Annotated in this window: 24 protein-coding genes; 14 read left to right on the forward strand and 10 right to left on the reverse strand. The window is 60.6% G+C overall.

All coding sequences use genetic code 11. The annotated features are described in order from the left end of the window. The first annotated feature begins 144 nt into the window (after positions 1 to 144). The 6 genes from NA647_RS17870 (at position 145) to NA647_RS17895 (ending at position 6,629) form a co-directional block, all read left to right on the forward strand. Positions 145 to 2,277, forward strand: a complete 2,133-nt coding sequence (locus NA647_RS17870) for a type VI secretion system tip protein VgrG (protein ID WP_256058900.1) — start codon at positions 145 to 147, stop codon at positions 2,275 to 2,277. Beyond that, on the forward strand, positions 2,274 to 2,411 hold the full coding sequence (locus NA647_RS17875; protein ID WP_256058901.1) for a hypothetical protein: 138 nt from the start codon (positions 2,274 to 2,276) through the stop codon (positions 2,409 to 2,411). Before NA647_RS17870 ends, NA647_RS17875 begins: the two co-directional genes overlap by 4 nt. A 6-nt stretch (positions 2,412 to 2,417) precedes the next feature. Then, positions 2,418 to 3,113, forward strand: coding sequence for a DUF4123 domain-containing protein (locus NA647_RS17880; protein WP_256058902.1), 696 nt, complete (start codon positions 2,418 to 2,420; stop codon positions 3,111 to 3,113). 1 nt (position 3,114) lies between these two features. Beyond that, positions 3,115 to 3,606: a DUF3304 domain-containing protein gene (locus NA647_RS17885; RefSeq protein WP_256058903.1), complete on the forward strand. Its 492-nt coding sequence runs from the start codon at positions 3,115 to 3,117 to the stop codon at positions 3,604 to 3,606. Between the two features lie 163 nt (positions 3,607 to 3,769). Beyond that, positions 3,770 to 5,407, forward strand: a complete 1,638-nt coding sequence (locus tag NA647_RS17890) for a phospholipase effector Tle1 domain-containing protein (protein ID WP_256058904.1) — start codon at positions 3,770 to 3,772, stop codon at positions 5,405 to 5,407. A gap of 577 nt (positions 5,408 to 5,984) precedes the next feature. After that, positions 5,985 to 6,629 (forward strand): hypothetical protein, encoded by a 645-nt coding sequence (locus tag NA647_RS17895; protein ID WP_256058905.1) that lies wholly within the window; start codon positions 5,985 to 5,987, stop codon positions 6,627 to 6,629. 160 nt (positions 6,630 to 6,789) lie between these two features. Here the strand turns inward: NA647_RS17895 and yegQ are convergent, their stop codons facing one another. Next, a complete protein-coding gene (gene yegQ / locus NA647_RS17900; RefSeq protein ID WP_256058906.1) occupies positions 6,790 to 8,148 on the reverse strand; it encodes a tRNA 5-hydroxyuridine modification protein YegQ in 1,359 nt (452 codons plus the stop codon). A 178-nt stretch (positions 8,149 to 8,326) separates the two neighbouring features. Between yegQ and NA647_RS17905 the strand changes: the two genes are divergently transcribed. Both NA647_RS17905 and NA647_RS17910 read left to right on the forward strand, forming a co-directional pair. Continuing rightward, the gene (locus tag NA647_RS17905; RefSeq protein WP_256058907.1) at positions 8,327 to 8,794 is read left to right on the forward strand and encodes a DUF2243 domain-containing protein; all 468 of its coding nucleotides are present in this window, start codon (positions 8,327 to 8,329) and stop codon (positions 8,792 to 8,794) included. Positions 8,795 to 8,797: 3 nt separating this feature from the next. Further along, on the forward strand, positions 8,798 to 9,607 hold the full coding sequence (locus NA647_RS17910) for a cytochrome c oxidase assembly protein (RefSeq protein ID WP_256058908.1): 810 nt from the start codon (positions 8,798 to 8,800) through the stop codon (positions 9,605 to 9,607). A 37-nt stretch (positions 9,608 to 9,644) separates the two neighbouring features. Here NA647_RS17910 and NA647_RS17915 read toward each other — a convergent pair whose 3' ends face one another. The 6 genes from NA647_RS17915 to zwf form a co-directional block, all read right to left on the reverse strand. Next, the gene (locus tag NA647_RS17915) at positions 9,645 to 11,075 is read right to left on the reverse strand and encodes an aspartate kinase (RefSeq protein ID WP_256058928.1); all 1,431 of its coding nucleotides are present in this window, start codon (positions 11,073 to 11,075) and stop codon (positions 9,645 to 9,647) included. A gap of 98 nt (positions 11,076 to 11,173) precedes the next feature. Beyond that, entirely contained in the window at positions 11,174 to 12,082 is a 909-nt protein-coding gene (gene thpD, locus NA647_RS17920) for an ectoine hydroxylase (protein WP_336604967.1), read from the reverse strand. A 251-nt stretch (positions 12,083 to 12,333) separates the two neighbouring features. Further along, positions 12,334 to 12,732: an ectoine synthase gene (locus NA647_RS17925; RefSeq protein ID WP_256058910.1), complete on the reverse strand. Its 399-nt coding sequence runs from the start codon at positions 12,730 to 12,732 to the stop codon at positions 12,334 to 12,336. Between the two features lie 98 nt (positions 12,733 to 12,830). Beyond that, positions 12,831 to 14,105: a diaminobutyrate--2-oxoglutarate transaminase gene (gene ectB / locus NA647_RS17930; RefSeq protein ID WP_256058911.1), complete on the reverse strand. Its 1,275-nt coding sequence runs from the start codon at positions 14,103 to 14,105 to the stop codon at positions 12,831 to 12,833. Next, positions 14,102 to 14,635: a diaminobutyrate acetyltransferase gene (gene ectA / locus NA647_RS17935; protein ID WP_256058912.1), complete on the reverse strand. Its 534-nt coding sequence runs from the start codon at positions 14,633 to 14,635 to the stop codon at positions 14,102 to 14,104. Before ectA ends, ectB begins: the two co-directional genes overlap by 4 nt. A 655-nt stretch (positions 14,636 to 15,290) precedes the next feature. Next, complete coding sequence (zwf, locus tag NA647_RS17940; protein ID WP_256058913.1) at positions 15,291 to 16,733, reverse strand: glucose-6-phosphate dehydrogenase; 1,443 nt, start codon at positions 16,731 to 16,733, stop codon at positions 15,291 to 15,293. A 158-nt stretch (positions 16,734 to 16,891) separates the two neighbouring features. On the opposite strand from zwf, the gene hexR reads away from it, so the two are divergent. After that, on the forward strand, positions 16,892 to 17,758 hold the full coding sequence (gene hexR, locus NA647_RS17945) for a transcriptional regulator HexR (protein WP_256049732.1): 867 nt from the start codon (positions 16,892 to 16,894) through the stop codon (positions 17,756 to 17,758). An 88-nt stretch (positions 17,759 to 17,846) separates the two neighbouring features. Further along, entirely contained in the window at positions 17,847 to 18,062 is a 216-nt protein-coding gene (locus NA647_RS17950; RefSeq protein ID WP_256058914.1) for a PA3496 family putative envelope integrity protein, read from the forward strand. Here the strand turns inward: NA647_RS17950 and NA647_RS17955 are convergent. After that, a complete protein-coding gene (locus tag NA647_RS17955) occupies positions 18,004 to 18,966 on the reverse strand; it encodes a LysR family transcriptional regulator (RefSeq protein WP_272889748.1) in 963 nt (320 codons plus the stop codon). The genes NA647_RS17950 and NA647_RS17955 overlap by 59 nt on opposite strands. Positions 18,967 to 19,195: 229 nt before the next feature. On the opposite strand from NA647_RS17955, the gene NA647_RS17960 reads away from it, so the two are divergent. From NA647_RS17960 to NA647_RS17975, 4 genes are all read left to right on the forward strand, one after another. Continuing rightward, a complete protein-coding gene (locus NA647_RS17960; protein WP_256058915.1) occupies positions 19,196 to 20,611 on the forward strand; it encodes an acetyl-CoA carboxylase biotin carboxylase subunit in 1,416 nt (471 codons plus the stop codon). A gap of 10 nt (positions 20,612 to 20,621) precedes the next feature. Then, positions 20,622 to 22,436 (forward strand): sodium-extruding oxaloacetate decarboxylase subunit alpha, encoded by a 1,815-nt coding sequence (oadA, locus tag NA647_RS17965; RefSeq protein ID WP_256058916.1) that lies wholly within the window; start codon positions 20,622 to 20,624, stop codon positions 22,434 to 22,436. Positions 22,437 to 22,802: 366 nt separating this feature from the next. Next, entirely contained in the window at positions 22,803 to 23,240 is a 438-nt protein-coding gene (locus tag NA647_RS17970) for a CBS domain-containing protein (protein ID WP_256049730.1), read from the forward strand. Positions 23,241 to 23,347: 107 nt separating this feature from the next. Further along, positions 23,348 to 24,043 (forward strand): carbonic anhydrase, encoded by a 696-nt coding sequence (locus NA647_RS17975; protein ID WP_256049729.1) that lies wholly within the window; start codon positions 23,348 to 23,350, stop codon positions 24,041 to 24,043. A 45-nt stretch (positions 24,044 to 24,088) separates the two neighbouring features. On the opposite strand, the gene NA647_RS17980 is transcribed toward NA647_RS17975, so the two are convergent. Both NA647_RS17980 and NA647_RS17985 read right to left on the reverse strand, forming a co-directional pair. Continuing rightward, positions 24,089 to 24,541 (reverse strand): thioesterase domain-containing protein, encoded by a 453-nt coding sequence (locus tag NA647_RS17980; protein WP_131649405.1) that lies wholly within the window; start codon positions 24,539 to 24,541, stop codon positions 24,089 to 24,091. 123 nt (positions 24,542 to 24,664) lie between these two features. Beyond that, a complete protein-coding gene (locus tag NA647_RS17985) occupies positions 24,665 to 25,069 on the reverse strand; it encodes a YkgJ family cysteine cluster protein (protein WP_256058917.1) in 405 nt (134 codons plus the stop codon). Positions 25,070 to 25,237 lie beyond the last annotated feature (168 nt).

Consider the following 25,237-nt stretch of genomic DNA (forward strand, 5'->3'; position numbering starts at 1 on the left):
TGTGTATTCTGATTCGAGCGACTGGCACTGCCTGGGCCGTCCGAAACGTGATTCGAGTCATGCTGCGGCCTTGCCATCGTTGAAACGGGCGTCCTCGTCGGTCAACCTCCGGCCTTCGCCTGACTCAAGGATGGAGGCCAAGGCATGCTGGATGCCAATCAAGCGCATATTACCCTCGCCATTTCCGGCGTCGAAACCGGCCTACAGGTACTGGGTTTCGAAGGCCATGAAAAGCTCAACCGGCCCTACCGCTTCGATATCGAAGTGGTCAGCGAGCGTCCCGATCTCGATCTCGAGACTCTGATCAACCGGCCCGCCTATCTCGCTTTCGGCCCCGCTGGCAGGGGCGTGCACGGCGTGATCCACAGCATCGGCCAGGGTGACTCCGGCAAGCGTCTGACCCGCTATACCCTGAATCTTCGTCCGCAACTGGCCTATCTGGGTCACAGCCATGATCAGCGCATTTTCCAGCACCTCAACGCGCCGCAGATCATCGCCCAGGTGCTGGAAGCCCACGGTATCCAGGCCGATGCCTACCGCTTTCAGCTTGGCCACGCTTATCCCGAGCGCGCCTACTGCGTGCAGTACGACGAATCCGACCTGCATTTCATTCAGCGGCTATGCGAAGAGGAAGGCATAAGCTTCCACTTCCAGCACAGCGAAGCCGGCCACGTCCTGGTGTTCGGCGACGATCAGACGGTGTTTCCAAAGCTGGCGCCAGTGGCCTACCAGCAGGATTCCGGCCTGGTTGCCGACCGGGCAGTCGTCAAGCGTTTCGGCGTGCGCCTGGAAACCCGTAGCAGCCACGCCACCTTCCGCGACTACGACTTCGAACAACCCAGGCTGCAGATGGAAGCCGGCTACGGCAGCGAGTTCGCGCCGGCGCTGGAGGTCTACGACTATCCCGGCCGCTTCACCACCCGCGTCCGTGGCAAGCATCTGGCCAAACGCAACCTGGAGCGCCTGCGCGCAGATTACGAACTGGCCGAAGGCCTCAGCGACGCTTACCTGGCGTGCGGCCATTTTCTCGCCCTCACCGACCATCCGCGCCAACAGTGGAACGACCTCTGGCTGCTCACCGAAGTGTTCCATCAGGGTAAGCAACCACAGGTGTTGGAAGAGTCGATCACTCATTCATCAGGCTCGCACTATCGAGCACCCTCTCCCCTCAGAGGAGAGGGTTGGGACGCCCGGCTTACGGGTGAGGGAAAAGACCACACCGACTTCCACCAAGGCTACCGCAACCGCTTCACCGTCACGCCCTGGGACATCGTCTACCGCCCAGCACTCCAGCACCCAAAACCCAAAATCCTGGGCAGTCAGACCGCCATCGTCACCGGCCCTGCCGACGAAGAAATCCACTGCGACCAATACGGTCGCGTGAAAGTACAGTTCCAATGGGATCGCCAGGGCCAGGCCAACGACAAGACTAGTTGCTGGCTGCGCGTCTCCAGCAGTTGGGCCGGCGATCGCTACGGCGGCATCGCCATCCCGCGAGTCGGCATGGAAGTATTGGTGACCTTCCTCGAAGGCGATCCCGACCAACCACTGGTGACCGGCTGCCTGTACCACGCCGAGCACGTCGTGCCCTACGAACTGCCAGCCAACAAGACACGCACCGTCTTCAAGACCCTCAGCTCGCCGGGTGGCGATGGCTATAACGAGCTGCGCATCGAAGATCGAAAGGGTGCCGAACAGATCTACGTTCACGCCCAGCGCGACTGGGACCAGAACATCCAGCACGACCAGAAGATCCGCGCCGGCCACGAACGCCACGATACGGTGGAAGCCAACGCCTACAGCGAATTCAAGGCCGAAGAACACCGCACCAATCACGGCGACCGCAAGACCGAAGCCAGAGCCAGCGACCACTTGACCGTGGGCAACACCCAGCACGTCAAGATCGGCAGCGGGCAGTTCGTCGAAGCCGGTAACGAGATCCACTATTACGCTCGCACTAAAGTCGTCATCGACGCCGGCATGGAACTCACCGCCTCAGGCGGCGGCAGCTTTCTAAAGCTTGATCCCAGTGGTGTCACGCTGAACGGCGCGACCGTCAAGATGAATTCAGGTGGTGCGCCGGGTGAGGGCTCGGGCAGCCATCCCATCCTGCCGGGAAAGATGCAACAAGCAGACAGCGGCAAGGCGGGTGCGCTATTGACCCGTCTTACCGCGCAAAAAAGTACGCGCTTGGCACCGCCAGCAGGCATTTGCGTGGAATGCCTGCTTAAAGCCATTCGTGAGCAAGCGGCCGTTCTCTCTGGGGAGCAACCATGAGCGAACTGAACCACAGCGAGCAGGACTGGACCCGCGCTTACGCCGAAGGATACACGCTGGTCCTGATCATCGAGCAAGCTCTACTCGACTCTGATCAACGCAAAGCCCTGGCTGAGCATGAGGGAAAGCGCTAGCCCCTCATGTCGCAGCCGGAGGTCGCCCATCTATGTGATATCGGGCCGCTGCTCCTGGATATGAGTGGCCGCCCGTTCGAAGACCTTGTCTCCCTCCACGACCTGCTCGACGTCAGCCTGCTCGGCTGGCTGGGCAGCCCGGTACCCGCACAGCACTTGGCTAATCATCTTGGCGACGCACTGGCATGCCAAGACGCGAACGGCGCTTCGTTGCTGATTCGCAGTTACATCTCACCGGCACTGCCGCTTCTGCATCAGCGTTCAGATCTGCCATTGCACGGATGGCTGTTCGGACCTGTTGACACCTGGTGGGCCAGAACCGATCCGAGCTGGCAACGTTTCGCCGGACTGTCGCAGCGCGAGATCGCTGAATACCACCCGATCCGTCTGGACGAAGCATTGATGCGGGACTTGCAGCACGATGCCCGCGCTGAGCAATTGCTTCAGCAAGTCGGCCACGTTGCACCGGAATCCTTTTCCAGCGATTGCCATGGCGAGCGACTGAAACAGGTGCAGCGGCTGCTTGTTGTCGCAGGGGAACAGAAGCTGGCCCAAGCGGATGACCAGGCGTTCTTCGTGCTGTACAGCCTCATGTCCAAAACCTCACTACACGACCGCCCTGACTGGCCCGATATCCTGAGACGGGTCCACCACGAACACGCCACGCTCGAACGACTACTGGCAGCAGAAGAAGGAATTTGATGTGAGCCGGCTACAAACCCTCAAAACCCGCTGGCGATCCCTCTCGTCACTGCACAAAGGACTGCTCCAGCTATTGCTCTGGGGATCGCTGATCGTGGCCTACGTCATCTGGCAGGCCCTGCGTATGCCGGGCGCAGCGCTTTACGGCCACAACCATACCGATAGACCAATCTTTAGCTATTTCATCAACGAAAACTGGGGCGGTAACGGCGGTATGACTTGCTGCTGGCGTATCGAGGGCGAGACGCTGAGGGTGGAGTGGATCAAGGGCAGAACTGGAGAACAAGTGAGGCAGGGAGTTCAGAAAGAAACCCTCATGCTTGAAATGCCCAACCCACCGCGTCGGCGGGGAGATCGCTATCTGCACGTACATTTCTTCCCAGGCGATCAAGTCCGGCTGCATTGGAGCCCTGATCTGGACACACCATACGAACATCTCCAGGAAGCGCCATCTCAGTCAGTACCCGAGGACACGGAGGTTGAAACTCAATGAGTGCAAGAGCATTTGATCAGGCCGCAGCAGCGGGGGCCCGCTGTATGGAATCGCACGACAATACTCATATCATGAGCTGCGAACGCACCCTGCGGATCGGTTTTTTTTTGACGGGTTTGGAAGACATCTACTCAAGGACCTGCAGACCGGGCGAGTCAGCAACGTGGGCAAACTCTACTTAGCCCACCCTGTGGACATGCCGAACCAACTACGGGACCCTTTGCTCGCTTATCGCAAAGCCTATCTCTCTGGACTGGGCGAAGACTACGACGCAGATCTAACGACCATGGCCAACGGCTCACTGGACAGCTTTGGCGGAAAAGCAGCCGACGTGCCAAAGGACGGAGTCCTGGATCAAGGGGTAGAGGCTCTCAAGGATGGGCTGAAACAACGCAACTGGTGGGAGCGCCTCAAGCGCGACCTGGGGAGTCTAGGCCAACATCCCGAAAAGGCTGCCAAAGTGCTGAAAGGCGCTGCGATTGATGCAGCAGTAGAGGCCGTGGCGCCCATACGCGACAACCCCATTGCTGCTCAGCTGCTCAAAACCGGCGCTAATACCAGGATCGATGGCGCAATCGACTACCTGAACACCGAACTAAACAAGATCGGTAAGCCAGGCGCCCCAACACTGAAGCACATTGAATTGTCAGTCTATGGTTTTGACTACGGCGCCACGCTGGCACGTGCCTTTCTGCATCGCCTCCTGGCACGCTGCCTGATCGACGGGGACAAGGTGGAGTATCAAGGCATCCGTCTGGTGGTGCTCTTTGCCGGCCTGTTCGATTCAGTGGATCGTAGCCATATCGAGGCCCCTTTACTCAATGATTTGCTCTTGGGTCCACTGAGCACCGTGTTGGGAGATTCCAACGGCCTGCCCCCGCAGGTACGCCAAGCTTTGCATCTCGTAGCGGCCCATGAACGACGTTTTTACCGTCGCGCCAGCCTGCTCGGTGACGTCAACCCTAGCTGGCGCGAAGAGCTTATGCCCGGTGTCAGCGAGGATATCGGCGGCAGCCTGCTCCCCGGCGAGCAGAAACCCAGCGCCGAACTGGCCTTGGTCAGCCTGCATCGGATGTACCAAGCGGCATTCAGGGCGGGCGTGCCCTTCGCTCATCTTGACGACTTATACGAAAAGGACGCTGATACCGCAGCTTTGTTCACCTATAACGACCACGTCTTAGGCAAGAATGCCTATGCGCTGGTCAGGCATTATCAGCGGGCGGCTGAAGTCAGCATTGCGCAACTTCGCGAGCTCCATCTGGGCAAGCAGGGCCTCTTCCTTGGCCATATGCGTCTGTACGTTCGCTGGCTGGCATCGCTTTGGCGTCCCTACGTACAGCGCTTGCGTGAGATTGGAGAAGAAGAGGATCGCCTACACGCCAGCCAATACCAAACCGGCAACACGCGTGGCCTGCTCGGGATACGCCAGGAAAGCCAGGAGCGCAGACAAGCACGCCTGGAGCGCACCCGGGAACTGCAAACGGAACGTGAGAATTTGCGCGCACAGCTAAGCTGGCTGGAAGATGTGGATAACGAGGCTCGCCAGATGCGCACCGCGCGCAAGGCGCATGGTCAATCGGCAGCCGGGGGCCAGCAGCAACTGACAATTTGGGGCGTACTGCTGGACCACGAGTGGTTCAATGAGACACCCCAGCCGCTACCGAATGAATTGAGCCAATTGTTCGGTCACTTCGTCCACGACCAGATGGTTCAAAGTACGGCTCAGCGCTCGGCGAAGTCATTGAGCGGGCAGCACTATTTCGACATCCGTGGCTTCGACATAGCGAAAACGTCTGCATGACTTAGAGCTACCCGGCAGGCAACGGATTAAGTCACCACGCGTGGACTCGGAACTTGGAAGAAGGTGTTCAGGCCCGTTTTTCGCTTTGGCTTTGCCCCTACCGGAGCCGCGAGCGGTACAGCGCTAGCAGCTGTTGCGCCTAAGTAGGTGAAGTGGTGGGAAAGGTCGCAAAAGGCTGAACGGGAGGGGCCTAGCGCTTGATTAACACCAAGTTGGCGCGCCTTCGACGGAACAAGAGAAACGGAGGCGCCCCGACAGTACCGCTTGGCTATGTAACGTGCACGTGCCGCGGTTATGGGCCGAGGAAGAAAACGGAAGCCGATGGCAGCGTCCGCCTGCGCCGCGTCTACCACCAAGACGTCGAGGATCTGCCGGCTATTCGCGGCAGCCTGACCTACCAACCCATCGAAGGGCTGTACCTGCCGCCCATGGATATCGATCTGAGCTAAGCCATGACCGTGGCCACGATTCACCCATTCGCCGAACGCCTGTTGCTATTCTGCAGCATGCTGCTACTGCCTGTTCGCACTCTGCAAAACTTTACCTACTTCATTGCCAAACGTCGCTCGCGCAGCCAATGGCTGAAATTGAGCTGGGCGGCGGAAGCGAGGCGGCCATTCTCTGGCAGCCGGTCTGTGCACTGATCGACGAGCAAACCTGCGCGCGCTACGTGGGCGAGATCGCTCTGGATGGAGACATGCCGAAACGCATTCCGCTGTGGGGACCTCATCATCTCAGCGATAGCGGCTACGCGCGTGCCGCATTGACGACGCTGCTGCGCTGGCATGACAGCGTCGAAAAACGTGACGGAGCATTGTTCACCGACAGCGAAATACGCGATATCTACGCTCAGGTGAGGAGCGTTCAACAACTTCTCGAGAGCTGGCAGCCACGTTCTTTCAACGAATTCCGTTGGGAAGTCCGGCGCAGCAGGGACATGCGTTTCTATGGCAAAAGCGATCTGGAGCTACGGGCCATCTATGCAGATGCACTCCAGAAAGGCGACCGGCTTCGTAAAGAGCAGGAACAGGCGCCTTCACGTGCACAGCAGCGGCTGCTGGCCAAAGCCGAGCGTGTCGTGACGCCGCGCAGCGTATTTGGCGAGCATGCGGAGCGGGCGGACGTGGCCGAGCTGGTTGCGCAATGGCGAGCCCTGAAAGAAAACCAAGCGGCGGAGAAGCTGGCTGGGGTCGGTGTCAAAACCTTACCCAGCTATGCCTAAAATCAAATCTCCCTGACCCGGGTTATGGGACCGTCGGGAACCCATCGTAAGTGGTTCGGTGCATTGCTGACGCAGTGCGCGACCGACCCGCTTGCTTTGGGAATACGCGGCTTGGTTCAATAGTCCGGCTGCGAAAACTTCGGCGTTCAGTCCCGCGCAGTCAGTAGCTCCTCGTCGTCCCACCCTCCAGTTCGCGCATCAGCAACGCGTACCGCAGATCTACGCTTTCCGGCACAGGCAGGTAGACGGTGTGCCCATCGCCCGGCGCGACGTCGATGGGTTCGCCGCGCTTGTTTTCCAGCTTCTCCAAGCGCAGGTTGAGATTGCCCTGCGGCGTCATCAGCTCCAGCCTGTCGCCGACGGCGAAGCGGTTCTTCACTTGCACTTCGGCCATGCCGTTACGACGCCCGCCGGTCAGTTCGCCGACGAACTGCTGGCGTTCGGAGAGCGAGAAGCCGCGTTCGTAGTTCTGGTATTCGTCATGCACGTGACGGCGTAGGAAGCCTTCGGTGTAGCCACGGTGAGCGAGGGATTCGAGGGTGTCCATCAGCGACTTATCGAACGGCTTGCCGGCCAGCGCGTCGTCGATGGCCTTGCGGTAGACCTGGGCGGTGCGCGCCACGTAATAGTGGGATTTGGTACGGCCCTCGATCTTCAGCGAATGCACGCCCGTCCGAGCGAGGCGTTCGACGTGCTGCACGGCGCGCAGGTCCTTGGAGTTCATGATGTAGGTGCCGTGTTCGTCCTCGCTGACTTCCATGAACTCGCCGGGCCGACTTGAATCCTCCAGCAGGAACAGCTCATCGGTGGGCTTGCCCACGCCGAGAGTCGGCTCGGCGCGTTGCACGGCAATCGGCTCGTACTGGTGTACCACCTCGCCGAGTTCGTTTTCCTTGGCTTCGTGGGTCTTGTATTCCCAGCGGCAGGCATTGGTGCAGGTGCCCTGGTTGGGGTCGCGCTTGTTTATGTAGCCCGACAGCAGGCAGCGGCCGGAATAGGCCATGCACAGCGCGCCGTGGACGAATACCTCCAGCTCCATATCCGGCACCTGCTGGCGGATCTCCTCGATCTCTTCCAACGACAGTTCGCGCGAAAGGATCACCCGGCTAACGCCCTGTTGGTGCCAAAACTTCACCGTCGCCCAGTTCACTGCGTTGGCCTGCACCGACAGGTGGATGGTCATCTCCGGAAAATTCTGGCGAACCAGCATGATCAGGCCGGGGTCGGACATGATCAGCGCGTCCGGCCCCATCGCCACCACGGGCGCGAGGTCCTTGATGAAGGTCTTCAGCTTGGCGTTGTGCGGCGCGATGTTGACCACCACGTAGAACTGCTTGCCCAGCGCATGCGCCTCGTCGATGCCGAGCTTGAGGTTGGCGTGGTCGAACTCGTTGTTGCGCACCCGCAGGCTGTAGCGCGGCTGCCCCGCATACACCGCGTCGGCGCCGTAGGCGAAGGCGTAGCGCATGGATTTCAGGGTGCCAGCCGGGGACAGCAGTTCAGGGCGCGAGCGGGCCATGGTGGGGTGACTCTTACCGATAAAACGTGCGGATTCTAAGGATTTGCCCGGTACTTTCACTGAGCCAGATCAAGAACGTGGCGAACTCAGCCGCCGAACCCCAGTCACTCATAAACAGGGCTTGGTCAACTGTCACACGTTCCGATGCGAGCCAAACCGCCCATATCCGGAGGCTAACGTGAGCGCCAACCTCGTCGATGCCAAGGGCAGCCTGATCGCAACGATCTTTCTCGGGATCGGCCTGATGGCAGCGGTCGATGAGATCGTCTTTCATCAGATTCTCGCCTGGCACCACTTCTTCGATCGCTCGACGCCTGCCATCTCACTGCTGTCCGATGGCCTGTTGCATGCCGCTGAGTTGCTGATGCTGGCGGCCGGTTTCTATCTGTTCGTCAAGCTCAGCCGCGATCGGGCAGTCTCGCGCGGTCATGCCTGGGCTGGATTGTTCTTTGGTGCGGGCGGCTTCCAACTGTTCGATGGCATCGTCGATCACAAGCTGCTGCGTCTGCATCAGGTGCGGTATGTCGAGAACCTCTTGCCCTACGATCTGGCCTGGAACGGCTTTGGCGTAGTCTTAGTGCTGATTGGCGTGATGATCTGGCGACGCGCCTGCGCCGGCCGGCCGATGGCTAGGCGGGGCGCCTAGCCGGTGACCCACGACGCCCATTTACTGACATTGGTGGGTGCCTTCGTACTGGTGATGCTGACGCTGAACCTGTGGTTCGCCTACGTGCTCGCAATGTATCGCCAGCGCAGACACCGCAAATTCTGGAGCTGCTGGCGCCTGGTCAGCTTCACGTTTGGCTGTGTTTTGCTGATCGTTGCACTTTCACCGCCTATGCTCGAGTGGGGGCATACCGATCTGCGCGGGCACATGGCGCAGCACCTGTTACTCGGCATGTTCGCGCCCATCGCGCTGATGCTCGGCGCGCCGGGGACCTTGCTGCTGCGCAGCGTGCCGCCCGGAGCCGCGCGGCGCATCATGGCCATTGCCGGGACCATGCCGGTGCGCTGCCTGACCCATCCCGCGACGGCATTGCTGTTGGATATCGGCGCGCTCTACGTGCTTTATCTCACGCCGCTTTACCGGTTGAGCTTCAGCGAGCCGCTGTTGCACCTGTGGTTGCATCTGCATTTCGTCCTGGCCGGCTACCTATTCAGCTGGTCGATCGCAGGACCAGACCCGGCGCCACATCGACCAGGCATGCGGGTACGACTGGCGGTGCTGTTCGTCGCCACCGCCGCCCATGCCGTGCTCGGCAAGCTGATGTATGCCTACGGTTTCCCAAGGGACGCCGGCCACGACCTGACAGAAATCGAAGCAGCCGCTCAGTTGATGTATTACGGCGGCGACTTCGCAGAGCTACTGCTGGCGCTGGTGTTTTTCGCTGCCTGGTTTCGGCGATATCGAGTACCCGACGCGGTCAGTAAATGGCAGACGGCAAACCGCCGGACCTAGCGCAAGCCGGGCCCGGCGGTTCGGTGTAGCGGAGGGCTTACGCCGCGGCGATCACGTCGCCGTGGTTTTCCGGCTCGATCAGCGCTCGGTGCAGGGCGGCGATGGCGGCGTCGTAGTCTTCCTCGTTGACCACGCACTGCATCTCTACCTGGCGAATCGACTGGTGGATAGCCTGGATGCTGATGCCGGCACCGGCCAGCGCCGCGACGGTCTTGGCCAGGATGCCTTTGACCTTGAGGTCCGAGCCGATCGCCGAGACGATTGCGACGTTGTGTACGGTCACTTCCGCCGCCGGATAGCGCTCCTCGATGAGGTTGGCTGCGCGATTGATCAGCTTGCGCGAGCCAGAGGCGTAGTAGGTGATGCTGTTGGCGTCCGAGTCCTTGTTCACCACGTAGAGCTTGAGTTGCTTGAGCAGCTTGGTGATCTCAATGTCGTAGGCCACGTCACCGAGCATGTCCTGATCGAACACCTCGATGCCGAAGACATCCTTGCGTCCGGCGATGATTTCCACGCAGGGCCGCTCGCTCTTGTAGTCCTGGCTGATGAGGGTGCCGGCGTGCTGCGGCTCGAAGGCATTCTTGATGCGCAGCTCGATGCCGGCGCGGCGCAGGGTCTTGGCCGCGCGGGGGTGGATCGCTTCCATGCCGAGGTTCGACAGCTGGTCGGCCACGTCATAGTTGGTGCGGCCGATGGTCACTACCTTGTCGGCGCCTACCAGGTTCGGGTCGGCGGAAGACAGGTGAAATTCCTTGTGGATGATCGCCTCGCGCGCGCCGGTGGCGGCGGCGATCTGGGCGAAGGTGATTTCGCTGTAGCCGCGATCGAAGGTGTTCATCAGACCTTCGCTGCAATGGGTGTAGCCGGTGGCGATCACCAGTTCGCGGCTCAGGTCGACGCCTTCGAAGCTCTCGCGCACCATCTCCTCGAAGGGCAGCGGAGAATCGCGGTGCCAGCCGGTCAGGTCGACCATGCGCCCGTTGATGCCGCGATGCTTGAGTGCCAGCACGGCGTTGAAGGCGCTGTGTGCTTCGCCCAGCGAGGCGAGCATTTCGCGCACTTTCATCAGGTGTTCGCCGAGTTGGAAGTGACCGTAGGCGCACAGGCGCTGCAGGCTGCTCATACATTCGCGGGCATCGTCGATGCGCGAGTTGATGAACTGGTCGGCGGCGTGGCGCTCGAAGTCGCCGGGGAACAGCTCAGCGTTTTTGTCCAGCATGCGCTGGCGCACACTCTGTAGCGCGTCGAGCCAGGCGCCCTCGTTCTGTGCGTCGGCGAAGCGCTGGTAGACGCCAGGCTCGCCGGTTTTCTTGTGTTCCAACAGCAGGTTGGTCATGCCGCTGTAGGCCGAGACGACGAAGACCCGCTGGTATAGCTGGGCGCCTTCGCGCTGGCCGATGAAGATATTGTCGAGTAGCTCGTCGAAGCGGCTCATGGAGGTGCCGCCGATTTTTTCTACGGTATGCATCGATTCAACGTCCCGTCTTGGGGTGAATTTCATCCCTGGGCCGCCTTCGGCAGGCCAGCAGAAACCATCGCCGCGTAGACGGCGATGGCGTGTCAAAGTCAGAGATAGTGTTGAGGCTGGATCTGCAGCGGCGTGAAATCTTCACGCTCGGCAACGAAGCCGGGGCGTGGTGCGAGCCCGCAGAACGGCGCCTGCGCGGCATTATCCACATGGTTGTAGACATAGAACAGATTGCTGCGCGCACTCGGCGTGATGTTGCTGTTGGAGCCGTGCATGGTGTTGCAGTCGAAGAACACAACGCTGCCCGCCGGACCGGTGGCGGTGTCGATGCCATGCTGCTCGGCCAGCCGGGTGAGGCTGTCGTGATCCGGTACGCCGAACTCCTGCTTGCGCAGGGACTTTTCGTAATGGTTTTCCGGCGTCGCGCCCACGCAGCGGATGAAGTGCTTGTGCGAACCGGGGACCAGCATCAGCGGGCCGTTGTGCGGCTCGTTATCAGTCAGCAGAATCGAGCAGCTGATCGTGCGCATGCGCGGCAGGCCGTCCTCGACGTGCCAGGTTTCGAAGTCCGAATGCCAGTAGAACTCCTTGCCGGTGAAGCCGGGTTTAAAGTTCATCCGCGACTGATGCACGTAGATGTCGCCGCCGAGAATGAAGCGGGCAATGGCGGCGATACGCTCGTCCGCCGCGACGCGGGCGAACAGCGCGTTGTCTTTATGGATGGCGAACACCGAGCGGATCGCGCCGCTGTCGGGTTCCTTGATGGTCTTGCCGGAGTCGGCGACGGCCGGATCCTGGCGCATGCGCTCGAGCTCTTCGCGAAACACCGCGACTTCCTCGGCGCTGAACAGGTTGGGGATGACCAGATAACCGTCACGCGCGAAGCGTTCGATCAGCTCCGGTGCGATGGGAGCGTTGGCCAAGTCGCTGCGGTAGACGACCGGGTCCAGCCGTTCCTGCCAGCTGGGTTCGTCGTGCTGGCGCGAAGGGTAATGGTCGGCTTGCACGGGATTCACTTCGCATTCTCCTTTCGGTTGCTCTGACAATGTTCTCTGCGCTTCTGACCAGCTAGTGGCCATTCGCTGCGGGGCGCGCCACCAAAGCGGTGCGGTGCGCGCTTTTGACTTGTGGGAGGGCGGACCTCGGCGCGAAGCTTTGGCTCTATTGGCAGGCTATCGCCTGCATTCGCCGCGGGGCGCGCCTCCCACAGGTCGGTGTACATCTGCTGCGTTTGCGGGCGGGGTTCCTTCGCTCAAGTTCAGGCGACGGTTTCAGCCTCTAGCGGATATACGCCGCTGTCGTCATGTACTTCCTTACCGTTGAGCGGCGGGTTGAAGACGCAGGCCATCTTCATGTCCTCACTGCCGCCGCGCAGCAGGTGTTCGTCGTGCTTGTCGAGGATGTATAGGGTGCCGGCCTCGATCTTGTAGATCTTGCCGTCGGCGACGGTCTCGATCTCGCCGTTGCCGCTGATGCAATACACCGACTCCAGATGGTTCTGGTAGTGAATGTGCGTCTCGGTGTTGGCGAAGATGGTGGTGATGTGGAAGGAGAAGCCCATCTTGTCGTCCTTGAGCAGCATGCGCGTGCTGTCCCAGGTTTCGGTGACGATCTTGCGGTTGGACTGCTCACATTCGGCGAGGGTGCGTACGATCATTTTTCAATTCCTCAAAACGTGTGGGGGCTGTGCGGCAACTGTTGCGATCGGTCAGGCAGCATCGCAACGCGCCTGCCTGACACTTCTCGTGTTGCGTCTTAGCCAGCCTGCTCGCGGGTCTGGTCGGACATCACGGCGGCGAACGCCTTGTCCAGAATGCTCATGGCCTTGTCGATCTGCTCTTCGCTGATCACAAGCGGGCAGAGGCACTTGACCACTTCGCTGTGGGCGCCGCTGGTCTCGATCACCAGACCGTTCTCGAAGGCATGGCGGCAGACCGCGGCGGCGGTGTCGCCATCCGGGCAACTGATGCCGATCATCATCCCGCGGCCTTTGACGAACAGGGAATCAGGGCCATAGCGGCGGACGATCTTGTGCATGCCATCGGCGATGCGTTTGCCCTTGGCCTGAACACTCTTAGCGAATTCGTCGTCCTGCCAGAAATGCTCAAGGGCGGCGGCAGCGGTCACGAATGCATGGTTGTTGCCACGGAACGTGCCGTTGTGCTCGCCGGGGCTCCACTGGTCCAGCTCCTTGCGCAGCAGGACCATGGCGAACGGCAGTCCGAAGCCCGACAGCGACTTGGAGAGGGTAATCATGTCCGGCTTGATGCCCATCTCTTCGAAGCTGAAGAAGCTGCCGGTACGACCGCAACCAGCCTGGATGTCGTCGATGATCAGCAGCATTTCGTGCTTGCGGCAGAGTTTTTCCAGCTTGCGCACCCACTCGGCGGACGCGGCGTTCAGGCCACCTTCGCCTTGGACCACTTCAACGATCACCGCCGCCGGCTTGTCAATGCCGCTGGATGGGTCGGCGAGCAGCTTGTCCATCATCGCGATGGTGTTGACCTTATCGCCGAAGTAGTTGGCGTAAGGCATGCGGCTGACGTCGGTCAGCGGAACGCCGGCTGCGCCACGGTGATGTTTGTTACCGGTCGCCGCCAGGGCGCCGATGCTGCAGCCGTGAAAGCCGTTGGTGAAGCTGATGACGTTGTTGCGACCGGTCACCTTGCGCGCCAGCTTCAGCGCGGCCTCCACCGCGTTGGTGCCGGTAGGGCCGGTGAACTGCATGACGTAGTCCATACCGCGCGGCTTGAGAATCAGGCGGCTGAAGGTTTCGAGGAAACGCTCCTTGGCATCGGAGTACATATCCAGACCGTGGGTGATGCCGTCGTCGCTGATGTAGTCGAGCAGCGCCTGCTTGAGCACCGGATGGTTGTGGCCGTAGTTCAGCGTGCCGGCACCGGCGAGAAAGTCGATATAGGACTTGCCTTCGCGGGTGATGAGTTCAGCGCCACGGGCCTGCTTGAAAACCACTGGGAAGGAGCGGCAGTAGCTGCGAACGCCAGATTCGTGCAGTTCGAAAGTTTTCATGCGTTTTCCTCGAGTTCTTCTTCTGAATGGGGTGCGTCGAACGGGCCGGCGCGATAGAGCACTTCGTCTTCGTGCTTGCCGGCAAAATGTTCGGCGCGGGAGAACAGGGTGCGGGTGCTGTAGTCGACGCCAAGTTTGGCGAAGGCCTTCTTGAACAGCGCCTGCGATGCCCCGTTGTCCGGCGAGATGGTGGTTTCCAGGTTACTGACGCCTTGCTCTCTGGCGACCCGTGCGATCAATGCCATCAGCATGCGCAACGCCAGACCCTGGCCGCGCATCGAAGCGTCGACCGCGACTTGCCAAACGAACAACGTGTCCGGGCGGGAAGGAGGGCAGTAACCGGAAATGAAACCTACCAATTGGCCATCCGCGTTTGTGGCGGCAATGGAGGTGTCGGCGAAATCGGAGCATTGCAGGAGGTTGCAGTACGCCGAATTGGTGTCCAGAGGTTGGCAGCGCGCTACCAGCTCATGGAGGGGATAACCGTCGCCGTCGGTTGGGCGACGGAGCGTTACGGTAGGAACACTCAAAACAAGACCTTTGGGGTTGCTGATTGAAATCCTTTTCTAGAATAAACACATCGAAAAATTAATCTCAACCCAAGTCGCCGATCATGGGCATTGATTCGCCGCTGATATCTCCGAAGTTCGTGTTTTATCGCGAAAGTTGAACTAACCGGTCTCGGCTTGAGATTCGCTGTGATCCAACTTGAATATTCTGCTGGATATTGGCGGGCCCAGCCGCGAAGAAATAGGCCAATTCAGAGGCCTGGATTCAGACTGTATTCCGAGACCATGCGTTGTTGTCTAAGGCTACTGCGAAACCCTGATGGGCGGAGGCTTTCAGCGGATTTCGGTTGTACGATTTGAGCAACGGATCGCGGCCGTTTTTCACGGCTGTTGAATTAACCGAACTTGCGCTGGCAACTAGAGTGAATAAGGTGGCAGAACTAAGGCGTCGAGCTGCCGATACCGTTGCAGGATATCGGCGATCCGTTTCCAAGGAGATGGCGACTTCATCGCATCGATGAAATTTTTGTGGTCGCCCGACTGAACCGCGATGGATGCGAACTTAATCCTTAGTTCTCGGGCGACTGATGCGTTAGTTGGTATTACTTGCGCGAACGGCTCTGTCCCAGTGGCTGGAACGAAGATCGGTGTATCGGGAATCGCGCCGTTCGGCGGCTCAGCGCCACCATTGCCGGCCCTGATGCTCGATCAGCTGACGGGCCTGCTCCGGGCCATCGGTGCCGGCCGGGTAGGGCCTCGGTTTGCGATAGTGGCTTTGCCAGCCGCGCAGGATCGGATCGACCCAGTTCCAGGCGGCTTCCACTTCGTCGCGGCGCATGAAGAGCGTCGAATCGCCTTCGATGACATCCAGCAGCAACCGCTCATAGGCCTCCCAGCGACGGGTCGTGCTGAACGCGCTCGCCAGGTTTAGATCCAGTTCCACCGGCTCCAGCTGCATGCCTTTGCCGGGCGCCTTGGCCATGAGCTGCAGGCTGATGCTCTCTTCCGGTTGCAGGCTGATCACCAGGCGATTCACTTCGCCTTTGGTGAACAACATGTGTGGCACCTGCTTGAAGGTGATGATGATCTCCGAGCGCTTGCGGGACATGCGCTTGCCGGTGCGCAGATAGAAGGGCACACCGGCCCAGCGCCAGTTGTCGATCTCGGCCTTTACCGCGACGAAGGTTTCGGTATCGCTGTCGTTGTCGACATCGTTTTCGAAGTAGTAGGCCTGCACGTCGTGGCCGCCGATGCGGCCGGCGCCGTACTGACCGCGCACAGTCTTGTCCTGCACGTCGTTGCCGGTGATGGGTTTGAGAGCTTCGAGAATCTTCACCTTTTCGCCGCGTATCGATTTGGCATCGAAACGCACCGGCGCCTCCATTGCCACCAGGCAGAGCAACTGCAGCAGATGGTTCTGCAACATGTCGCGCATGGCGCCGGAGTGATCGTAGTAGCTGCCGCGCTCTTCAACCCCGAGGGTTTCGGCCACGGTGATCTGCACATGATCGATCTGGCCCGCACGCCAGATGGGCTCGAACAGCGCATTAGCGAAGCGCAGCGCCATGAGGTTCTGCACGGTCTCCTTGCCCAGGTAGTGGTCGATCCGGTAGATCCGCGACTCGGGAAACACCGCGCCGATGGCTTCGTTGATTTCCAGCGCGGAATCCAGCGAATGGCCGATGGGCTTCTCCAGCACGATGCGCGCGTTCTCGCCGGCGAGGCCGGCGCTTTCGAGATTGGAGGCGATGGGTACGAACAGCCTCGGCGCGGTCGCCAGGTAATGCACCCGCACGCGTCCCTCGGATTGGCCGAGGTGATGTGCGAGACCGACAAATTCGCCACGCTGGGAAGCATCCATGGCGAAGTAATCGAGGCGGCGACTGAACGCTTGCCAGATGTCGACCTCGAAATCGGTGCGCGCGATTCCCGCGCGGCAATGGCGCTCGGCTAGGGTCAGGAAGGCGTTGCGGTCGATCTCCTGGCGAGCGATGGCAAGGATGCGCACGTCATCGTGCAGACGCCGCTCACGGTGCAGGTGATAAAGGGCAGGGATGAGTTTGTGTAGCGCCAGATCGCCGGTACCGCCAAATACCAGCATGTCGCAGGAAATGGACACAGCGTCACTCCTAGCTAGAAGGTGAACTCAATAGGTGGGCGATGCTGCAGGCCTTGTAGTATAACTACAAGCCCACTACAGCCAGCCGGCAGGATAGCTGCGACGCATCGCTGCGTTTGACCTTCCTTGTCCGGTATTGATCATAGCGAGTCCGGAACGTGAACCTGCTGCAACACATCGCCCAATCGAGAAGTTCGCTGCGCAAGTCGGAGCTCAAGGTGGCCGACCATGTACTGCTCGATCCGGCTGCGGTGATGCACAGCTCCATGGCGGACCTAGCCCATGCGGTAGGCGTCAGCGAGCCGACCATCGTGCGCTTCTGTCGCGCAATCGGTTGCCTTGGTTTTCAGGATCTCAAGCTCAAACTGGCGCAGAGTCTCGCCGCTGGCGCCAGCTTCGGCCAGTTCGCCATCAGCGAGAACGATTCGGTCACCGATTTTGCGCTGAAGATATTCGACACTACTTTGCATACTCTGATGGACGTGCGCGAGCGCCTCGACTCCGATGCTTTGGAGCGTGCCGTTACTGCCATGGCCAAGGCTGAGCGGGTGGAGTTTTACGGTTTCGGGGCGTCCGGCGCGGTGGCAACCGATGCCCAGCACAAGTTCTTCCGGCTATTGCTCAGTGCGGCGGCCTATTCCGACCCGCATATGCAGGCGATGTCGGCGGTCACGCTGAAACCCACCGACGTGGCGATCTGCATCTCCCAGTCGGGGCGCTCAAAGGACCTGCTGATAACCGCCAATGTGGTGCGCGAGTCCGGCGCCACGCTGATCACGCTCTGTCCGAGCCAGACGCCGCTGGCGGAGCTGGCGACCATCAACCTGGCCATCGACGTTCAGGAAGATACCGAAATCTATACTCCGCTGACCTCACGTATCGCCCACTTGGTGGTGATCGACGTGCTGGCGATGGGGGTCGCCATGGCGCGCGGGCCGAGTCTGGTCAACCATCTCAAAAGCGTAAAGCGCAGTCTGCGCAGCTTGCGCCTGTCGCCCAAGTCGGTGAAGCCGCACGAAGATTGACCGTCTTCGAAACGTCATTGACCTGACCTCATAGCGTCACCTATAGCTCCGATGCTGAACCTCCCAGTACCTTTCTCGGGAGAACCCCATGTCTCAGCACCGTGAAACCTACGTCAACCTCGATGCCCGTGCACGCCGCAAGCTGCAGGACGAGCGCCGCATGTACTTCCGTCGAGCCATTGAAAGCTACGACGAGCAGCGCCAATTGCATGCGCAGCTGATGGAGTTCCCCGATTTGTTGATGGTCAGCCCGTTGCTGGAGGCTGGGGCAGAACACCGGCAAAACGCGTCGCCAATGCGCTGATCTGCGCACGCTCTTCACGGATGAAGGCGATGAACGCTTGGGCGACCGGGCTGAGCCGCTTTGCTCTTGGGTGCACCACGCACCAGCTGCGGTACAGCGGTAGCTCCAGCACCGGAAGCTCGCACAGCAGTCCGTGCTGAAGCTCCAGATACACGGCGTGGCGTGGCATCAGTGCCACGCCAAGTCCAGCCACCACGCTCTCACGCAATGCGTCCAGCGAAGCTACCTGTACGGTTTGGGCGAAGTGTGCGCGCTTCTGGCGCAGATAGTCTTCGCCAGCCTTGCGTGTGCCCGAACCGGGTTCGCGCACCAGCAGTGGGTAGGATGTCAGGTCTTGCAGTGTCAGCTCGGTTGCCTGGCTCAATGGATGATTGGCCGGCGCGACGGCCACGATCGGGTTGTTCAGGAACGGCATGAACTCGAGGTCCATGTCGGTCGGCACCTGCGACATGATCAGCAGATCGTCGCGGCTGATCGACAGGCGCTTGACCGCCTGCGCGTGATTGACCACGACCAGTTCGAGGCTCACTTCCGGATGCTGCCGTTTGAACGCGGCAAACAGATGCGGCGTGATGTATTTGGCACTCGATTCCACCGCGAGGTTCAGTTGCCCCTGTAGCGAACCCTGCAAATCAGACAGCTGCATGTCTAGGCTGTCCAGACGCCCGAAAATATCGGTGCTGGCGCGCTGCAACGCCTCGGCCGCCACGGTGAGATAGAGTTTTTTGCCCAGGTACTCGAACAACGGTTGGCCAATCAGCTCTTCAAGCTGGCGAATCTGCAGGCTTACGGCTGGTTGGGTCAGCGCCATTTCTTCGGCCGCTCGGCTATAGGAACGGCTTTCACATACCGCCCGAAACACCTGTAGTTGGCGCAAGGTTATGCGCATCATGGTCTTCCGCATCTTTCGCCGCTCTCGCTTGTTTTTGTCAGGGTTTGGATCGAATTCATCTGCCTATGCCGCGTGAACAGGCGCCTGTAACTGATCTATAAGTAATTACTTATTCAACGGCAAACTATTATTCATTTTCAGTAATCGCACCGGCAAGCGTAGGGTTTAAATGCTTGCACGGTGCAAGCGTCACACGGCCCCAGATGGCGGCCTTTTGCTCATTGACCGAGGGAATGACAGCGTGATCAAGAAGCTGCTGATCGCTAACCGCGGTGAAATTGCCGTCCGCATCGTGCGGGCCTGTGCCGAGATGGGCGTTCGCTCGGTAGCCGTATACGCCGAGCCTGACCGCCATGCGCTGCATGTCAAACGTGCCGATGAGGCTTACTTCATTGGTGAGGACCCTCTGGCGGGTTACCTGAACCCACGCAAACTGGTGAACCTCGCGGTGGAAACCGGCTGCGATGCGTTGCACCCCGGCTATGGGTTTCTTTCCGAGAACGCAGAGCTCGCGGAGATCTGCGCCGAGCGCGGTATCCGCTTCGTTGGCCCTAGCGCTGAAGTGATTCGCCGAATGGGCGACAAGACCGAGGCCCGGCGCAGCATGATTAAGGCCGGTGTGCCGGTCACACCAGGCACCGAAGGCAACGTAGCGGATGTCGAAGAAGCATTGGCCGAGGCCGAGCGCATCGGTTATCCGGTGATGCTCAAGGCGACCTCCGGCGGTGGTGGCCGCGGTATTCGCCGGTGCAACTCCCGTGAAGAACTGGCTCAGGCCTACCCACGGGTCATCTCCGAGGCGACCAAGGCGTTTGGCTCTGCTGATGTGTTTCTCGAAAAATGCATTGTCGAACCCAAGCACATCGAGGCGCAGATTCTCGCCGACTCGTTCGGAAACACCGTACATCTGTTCGAGCGCGACTGCTCGATCCAGCGGCGTAACCAGAAGCTCATCGAGATTGCCCCCAGCCCGCAGCTGACCCCGGAACAGCGCGCCTACATCGGTGATCTGGCGGTGCGCGCGGCCAAAGCGGTGGGTTACGAGAATGCCGGCACCGTGGAGTTTCTGCTCGCCGATGGCGAGGTGTACTTCATGGAGATGAACACCCGGGTGCAGGTGGAGCACACCATTACCGAGGAAATCACCGGTATCGACATCGTGCGTGAGCAGATCCGCATCGCCTCCGGCATGCCCCTCTCGATCAAGCAAGAAGATATTCAGTATCGCGGCTTCGCCTTGCAATTCCGCATCAACGCCGAAGACCCGCGCAACAATTTCCTGCCCTGCTTCGGCAAGATCACCCGCTATTACGCGCCGGGCGGCCCGGGGGTGCGCACCGATACCGCGATTTATACCGGCTATACCATCCCGCCGTACTACGACTCCATGTGCCTGAAGCTGATCGTCTGGGCACTGACCTGGGAAGAGGCGCTGGCCAGAGGGTCGCGCGCGCTGGACGACATGCGCGTGCAGGGCGTGAAGACCACGGCTTTCTACTATCAGAAGATTCTCGAGAACCCGGATTTCCGCAGCGGGCAGTTCAACACCAGCTTCGTCGATAACCATCCGGAATTGATGACCTACTCGATCAAGCGCAAGCCGAGCGAACTGGCCCTGGCCATCGCCGCCGCTATCGCCGCCCACGCAGGCCTGTGAGGAACGAACCATGACTGCTCAGAAAAAAATCACCGTCACCGATACCATCCTTCGAGACGCCCACCAGTCGCTGATTGCGACCCGCATGCGTACCGAGGACATGCTGCCGATCTGCGAGAAGCTCGACCGCGTCGGCTACTGGTCGCTCGAAGTCTGGGGCGGCGCGACCTTCGACGCGTGCGTGCGCTTCCTCAAGGAAGATCCCTGGGAGCGCTTACGTGAGCTCAAGGCGGCACTGCCCAACACCCGTTTGCAGATGCTGCTGCGCGGGCAGAACCTGCTGGGCTATCGACACTACGCTGATGATGTGGTCGAGGCGTTCTGTGCCAAGGCGGCCGACAATGGCATCGACGTGTTCCGCATATTCGATGCGATGAACGATGTGCGTAATCTGGAAACAGCCATCCGTGCGGTGAAGAAAACCGGAAAGCACGCGCAGGGCACCATCGCCTACACCACCAGCCCTGTGCACACCGTCGAGTTGTTCGTCGAGCAAGGCCGGGCGATGCGCGACATGGGCGTCGATTCCATTGCCATCAAGGACATGGCTGGCCTGCTGACGCCGTTTGCCACTGGCGATCTGGTCCGCGCGCTGAAGGCCGAGATGGATCTGCCGGTTTTCATCCATTCTCACGACACCGCCGGCGTCGCCAGCATGTGCCAGCTCAAGGCCATCGAGAACGGCGCCGATCACATCGACACGGCGATTTCGTCCATGGCCTGGGGCACCAGCCATCCAGGGACCGAGTCGATGGTTGCCGCGCTGCGCGGCACGCCGTACGACACAGGCCTCGATCTGGAATTGATCCAGGAAATCGGCCTGTACTTCTATGCGGTGCGCAAGAAGTACCACCAGTTCGAGAGCGAATTCACCGGCGTCGACACTCGCGTGCAAGTGAATCAGGTGCCCGGCGGAATGATTTCCAACCTGGCCAACCAGCTCAAGGAGCAGGGCGCGCTCAACCGCATGGATGAAGTGCTGGCCGAGATTCCGCGCGTGCGCAAGGATCTAGGCTACCCGCCGCTGGTGACGCCGACCTCGCAGATCGTCGGTACCCAGGCCTTCTTTAACGTTCTGGCTGGCGAGCGCTACAAGACCATCACCAATGAAGTGAAGCTCTATCTTCAGGGCCGCTACGGCAAAGCGCCGGGCACCATCGACGCCAAATTGCAGCGTCAGGCCATCGGCGGCGAGGAAATCGTCGAGGTGCGTCCAGCCGACCTGATCAAGCCAGAACTGGACAAGCTACGCCAGGAGATAGGCGCGCTGGCCCACAGCGAAGAAGACGTGCTGACCTATGCCATGTTCCCCGATATCGGCCGCAAGTTCCTCGAGGAGCGTGAGGCCGGCACGCTGCAACCGGAGGTCCTGCTACCGATTCCGGACGGCAGCGCGGTGAGTGCGGCGGGCGGCGAGGGCGTGCCGACCGAATTCGTCATTGATGTGCATGGCGAGACCTACCGGGTCGACATCACGGGCGTCGGCGTCAAGGGCGAGGGCAAGCGGCATTTCTTCCTCTCCATCGACGGCATGCCGGAAGAAGTGGTGTTCGAGCCATTGAACAACTTCGTCGGCGGCGGCGCTGGTGGTCAGCGCAAGCAGGCCAGCGGTCCGGGTGATGTCAGTACCAGCATGCCGGGCAACGTAGTCGATGTATTGGTCAAGGAAGGCGACGTGGTCAAGGCCGGCCAGCCGGTGCTGATCAGCGAGGCGATGAAGATGGAAACCGAAATCCAGGCGCCAATAGCCGGCACCGTGAAGGCTGTGCATGTGGCCAAGGGTGACCGCGTGACGCCTGGCGACTTGCTGATCGAGATTGCCTGAGCCCGAGCCGTGCCTGGATGACGTCCAGGCGCGGCATAAGGTGTCTTCCTCGCCGGCGCATGCGTCTTTTGGAACGGCGTGTTTCAAGCACGGAAAAACGCTTTACCCACCCGTGCCTGCGGATGATGCTAGTAGGGTCTGTTGCCGTTTCGTCGCGGCCGCGACGGCCCGTCCCTTCGGGTGGGGCCGCCTAGGTTGCGCGGCAAATGATGCCATGCGGCGTTGCGGGACCTGGCAACGGAGCGACCATTACCTGCGTCCCGCGCCTTGCCTGGCATTATTTGTCGCGGCAACGCGGCTTGCGACGAAATGGCAACAGACCCTATGTGGCGTCCGGCTTGGGGTCGGCATGGAGGAGGTGAAACCATGAAAACGGTAGGACAGGTCGTCAGCAGCAAGTCGAACTTGAGCGTACATACCATCGCACCGACCGACACGGTACTCACGGCGCTGCAGGTGCTGGCGGAAAAGAACGTCGGCGCACTGCCGGTGGCCGAAGCTGATGGTCGCTTGGTCGGCATCGTCAGTGAGCGCGACTATGCGCGCAAATGTGTCCTCAAGGGGCGTTCGTCGTTCGCGACTCCTGTGAGCACGATCATGAGCGTCAACCTGGTGACCGTCGAGCCGCATCAGGGACTCGAGGAATGCATGCAGCTGATGACCGATCGGCACTTGCGTCACCTACCGGTACTCGAAGCGGGCAAGTTGGTCGGCATGCTCTCTATCGGCGACGTGGTCAAGGAGCTCGTCGCCGAGAAAGAAAGCCTGATCCAGCATCTCGAACAGTACATTCGCGGCGAATAACCAAACCCGTGGTCGGCATGCTCGAGCGCCGGCCCGCCCGGGTCTCGGTGCCCGCTTCGGCACGAATTGCCGGGCCGGGCTCAACCTATACAAAAGAGATGACGTACATGAGCCTCGAAGACAAGACGAGCGAAACGGCGCAGGACGCGCTCGATAACCTGGTCGCGGGCGTCATGCGCTTTCGCGAGGATGTCTATCCGCAGCAGCGCGAGCTGTTCGCCAAGCTTGCCCACGAGCAGACGCCGCGGGCGATGTTCATCACCTGCGCCGATTCGCGGATTCTCCCGGAGCTGATCACCCAGAGTTCGCCGGGCGATCTGTTCGTGACCCGCAACGTCGGCAACATCGTGCCGCCTTACGGCCAGATGAACGGCGGCGTGTCGACAGCGATCGAGTTCGCCGTGATGGCGCTGGGCGTCAAGCACATCATCGTCTGCGGGCATTCGGACTGTGGTGCGATGAAGGCGGTGCTCGATCCCTCGGGCCTGGAGCGCATGCCCACTGTCCGCAGCTGGCTGCGCCATGCCGAGGTGGCCAGGACTGTGGTGGAAGAAAACTGCGGCTGTGCCGATGACAGCACCTTGCGCATCCTCACCGAGGAAAACGTGCTGGCGCAGCTCGAACACCTGCGTACGCATCCTTCGGTCGCCGCGCGACTGGCCAGCGGTCAGCTGTTCATTCACGGCTGGCTCTACAACATCGGCACCAGTGAAATCCGTGCCTACGATGCGGCGCGTGGTGAGTTTCGCCTGATCGGCGACGGCCCGCTGCCGATGGCAACGCCCAAATCGCGTTACGTCTGAAAGGCTGCGGATTGGGCTTCGCGACGAAGCCCAACGGTGCCAAGGCTATTTGTGCAGAACGAACTGGCCGGTGAAGCGCACGGCGTCGCGACCATCGGCTGCGAGGATTCGGCTGTGCAGTGTGAGACGTGAGCGGCCGCGACGCCGGTAGATCGTCTCGAAGCGCTCCCAGGCGCCGTCGTCCGGCGCCGAGCAGATCGCCGTCGCGTCATCCACCACCGGTAGCGGATAGTCGATCTGGCCTTCGTGAATGACGATATGGCCGTCTTCGATACCGGCCTCGCGCAAGCGCAGATGCAACCAACCCCAGCCAGCCAGCACCGACGCGCAATACAGGCTGCCGCCAAACATGCTGCTCTTGTGATTGATGTTCGCTTGCAGCGGGACCTTCAAGCGCAACTCGTGGTTTTCCCATTGATCGACACGCAGGCCCATCGCCCGGGTCAGAGGGATGTCGTGATGCAGGATGGCTTCCAGATAGCGGCTATCGCGGCTCATGCCGGGTGGATTCCTAAACGTTTGCAGATACAGGCAGACGCCAAGCATGACCGCTGAGTCACGATATTGCCAGTTTCTAAAACCGCTTTTCGCCGCTTTCAGGAGACCACACGACGGTTAGCATCAGCGTGCCGCAGCTTTCTGCTGATAAGCGCAGTAACCGGGACGTGGGCCAATTCTGGGGTGGTTGCGGCAGGTGTCCGGGCGCTTGGCGTAGACCGTGCACAGGCGGGTCTTGCGGTCCAGATAGAGGCAGTCACCGTTGGCCAGCCGGGTCAGGGTGAAGATGCCTTGCTTCTGATTGAAATGCTCGACGATGCCCGCTTTGCTCAGGCGTTTGGCGACGTTCTTCAGCGGCTCGTCACGTTCGAAGGCATCGACCACTTCCAGGCGAATCAGGTCGTCGATGCGCACCTCGACCGGCAGCGTGCAGCACGTCGCATGACAGTCGCGGCACAGCCCGTTGCTGTAGCGGGCCCAGGTTTCCAGGCGGTCGGGGTCGGCGGAGGCGATCAGTCGTGTCTTCACTGTGGCGGTATCGGTAATGGCGGCGCGCGATCATAACGACCCTGGGTTGAATTTCCAGCGAATCCGACGAGTCGAACGCCGGACAGACGGTCGCGCAGATTCAACTGAAACCTGCAAACCTGTTTGCATTGCCCTTTGCCGAGGTGGCCTGTGCTGCCATGAACCCCT

Origin of the sequence: Stutzerimonas stutzeri, assembly GCF_024448985.1 — a bacterium.
Lineage (GTDB): Bacteria > Pseudomonadota > Gammaproteobacteria > Pseudomonadales > Pseudomonadaceae > Stutzerimonas > Stutzerimonas stutzeri_AP.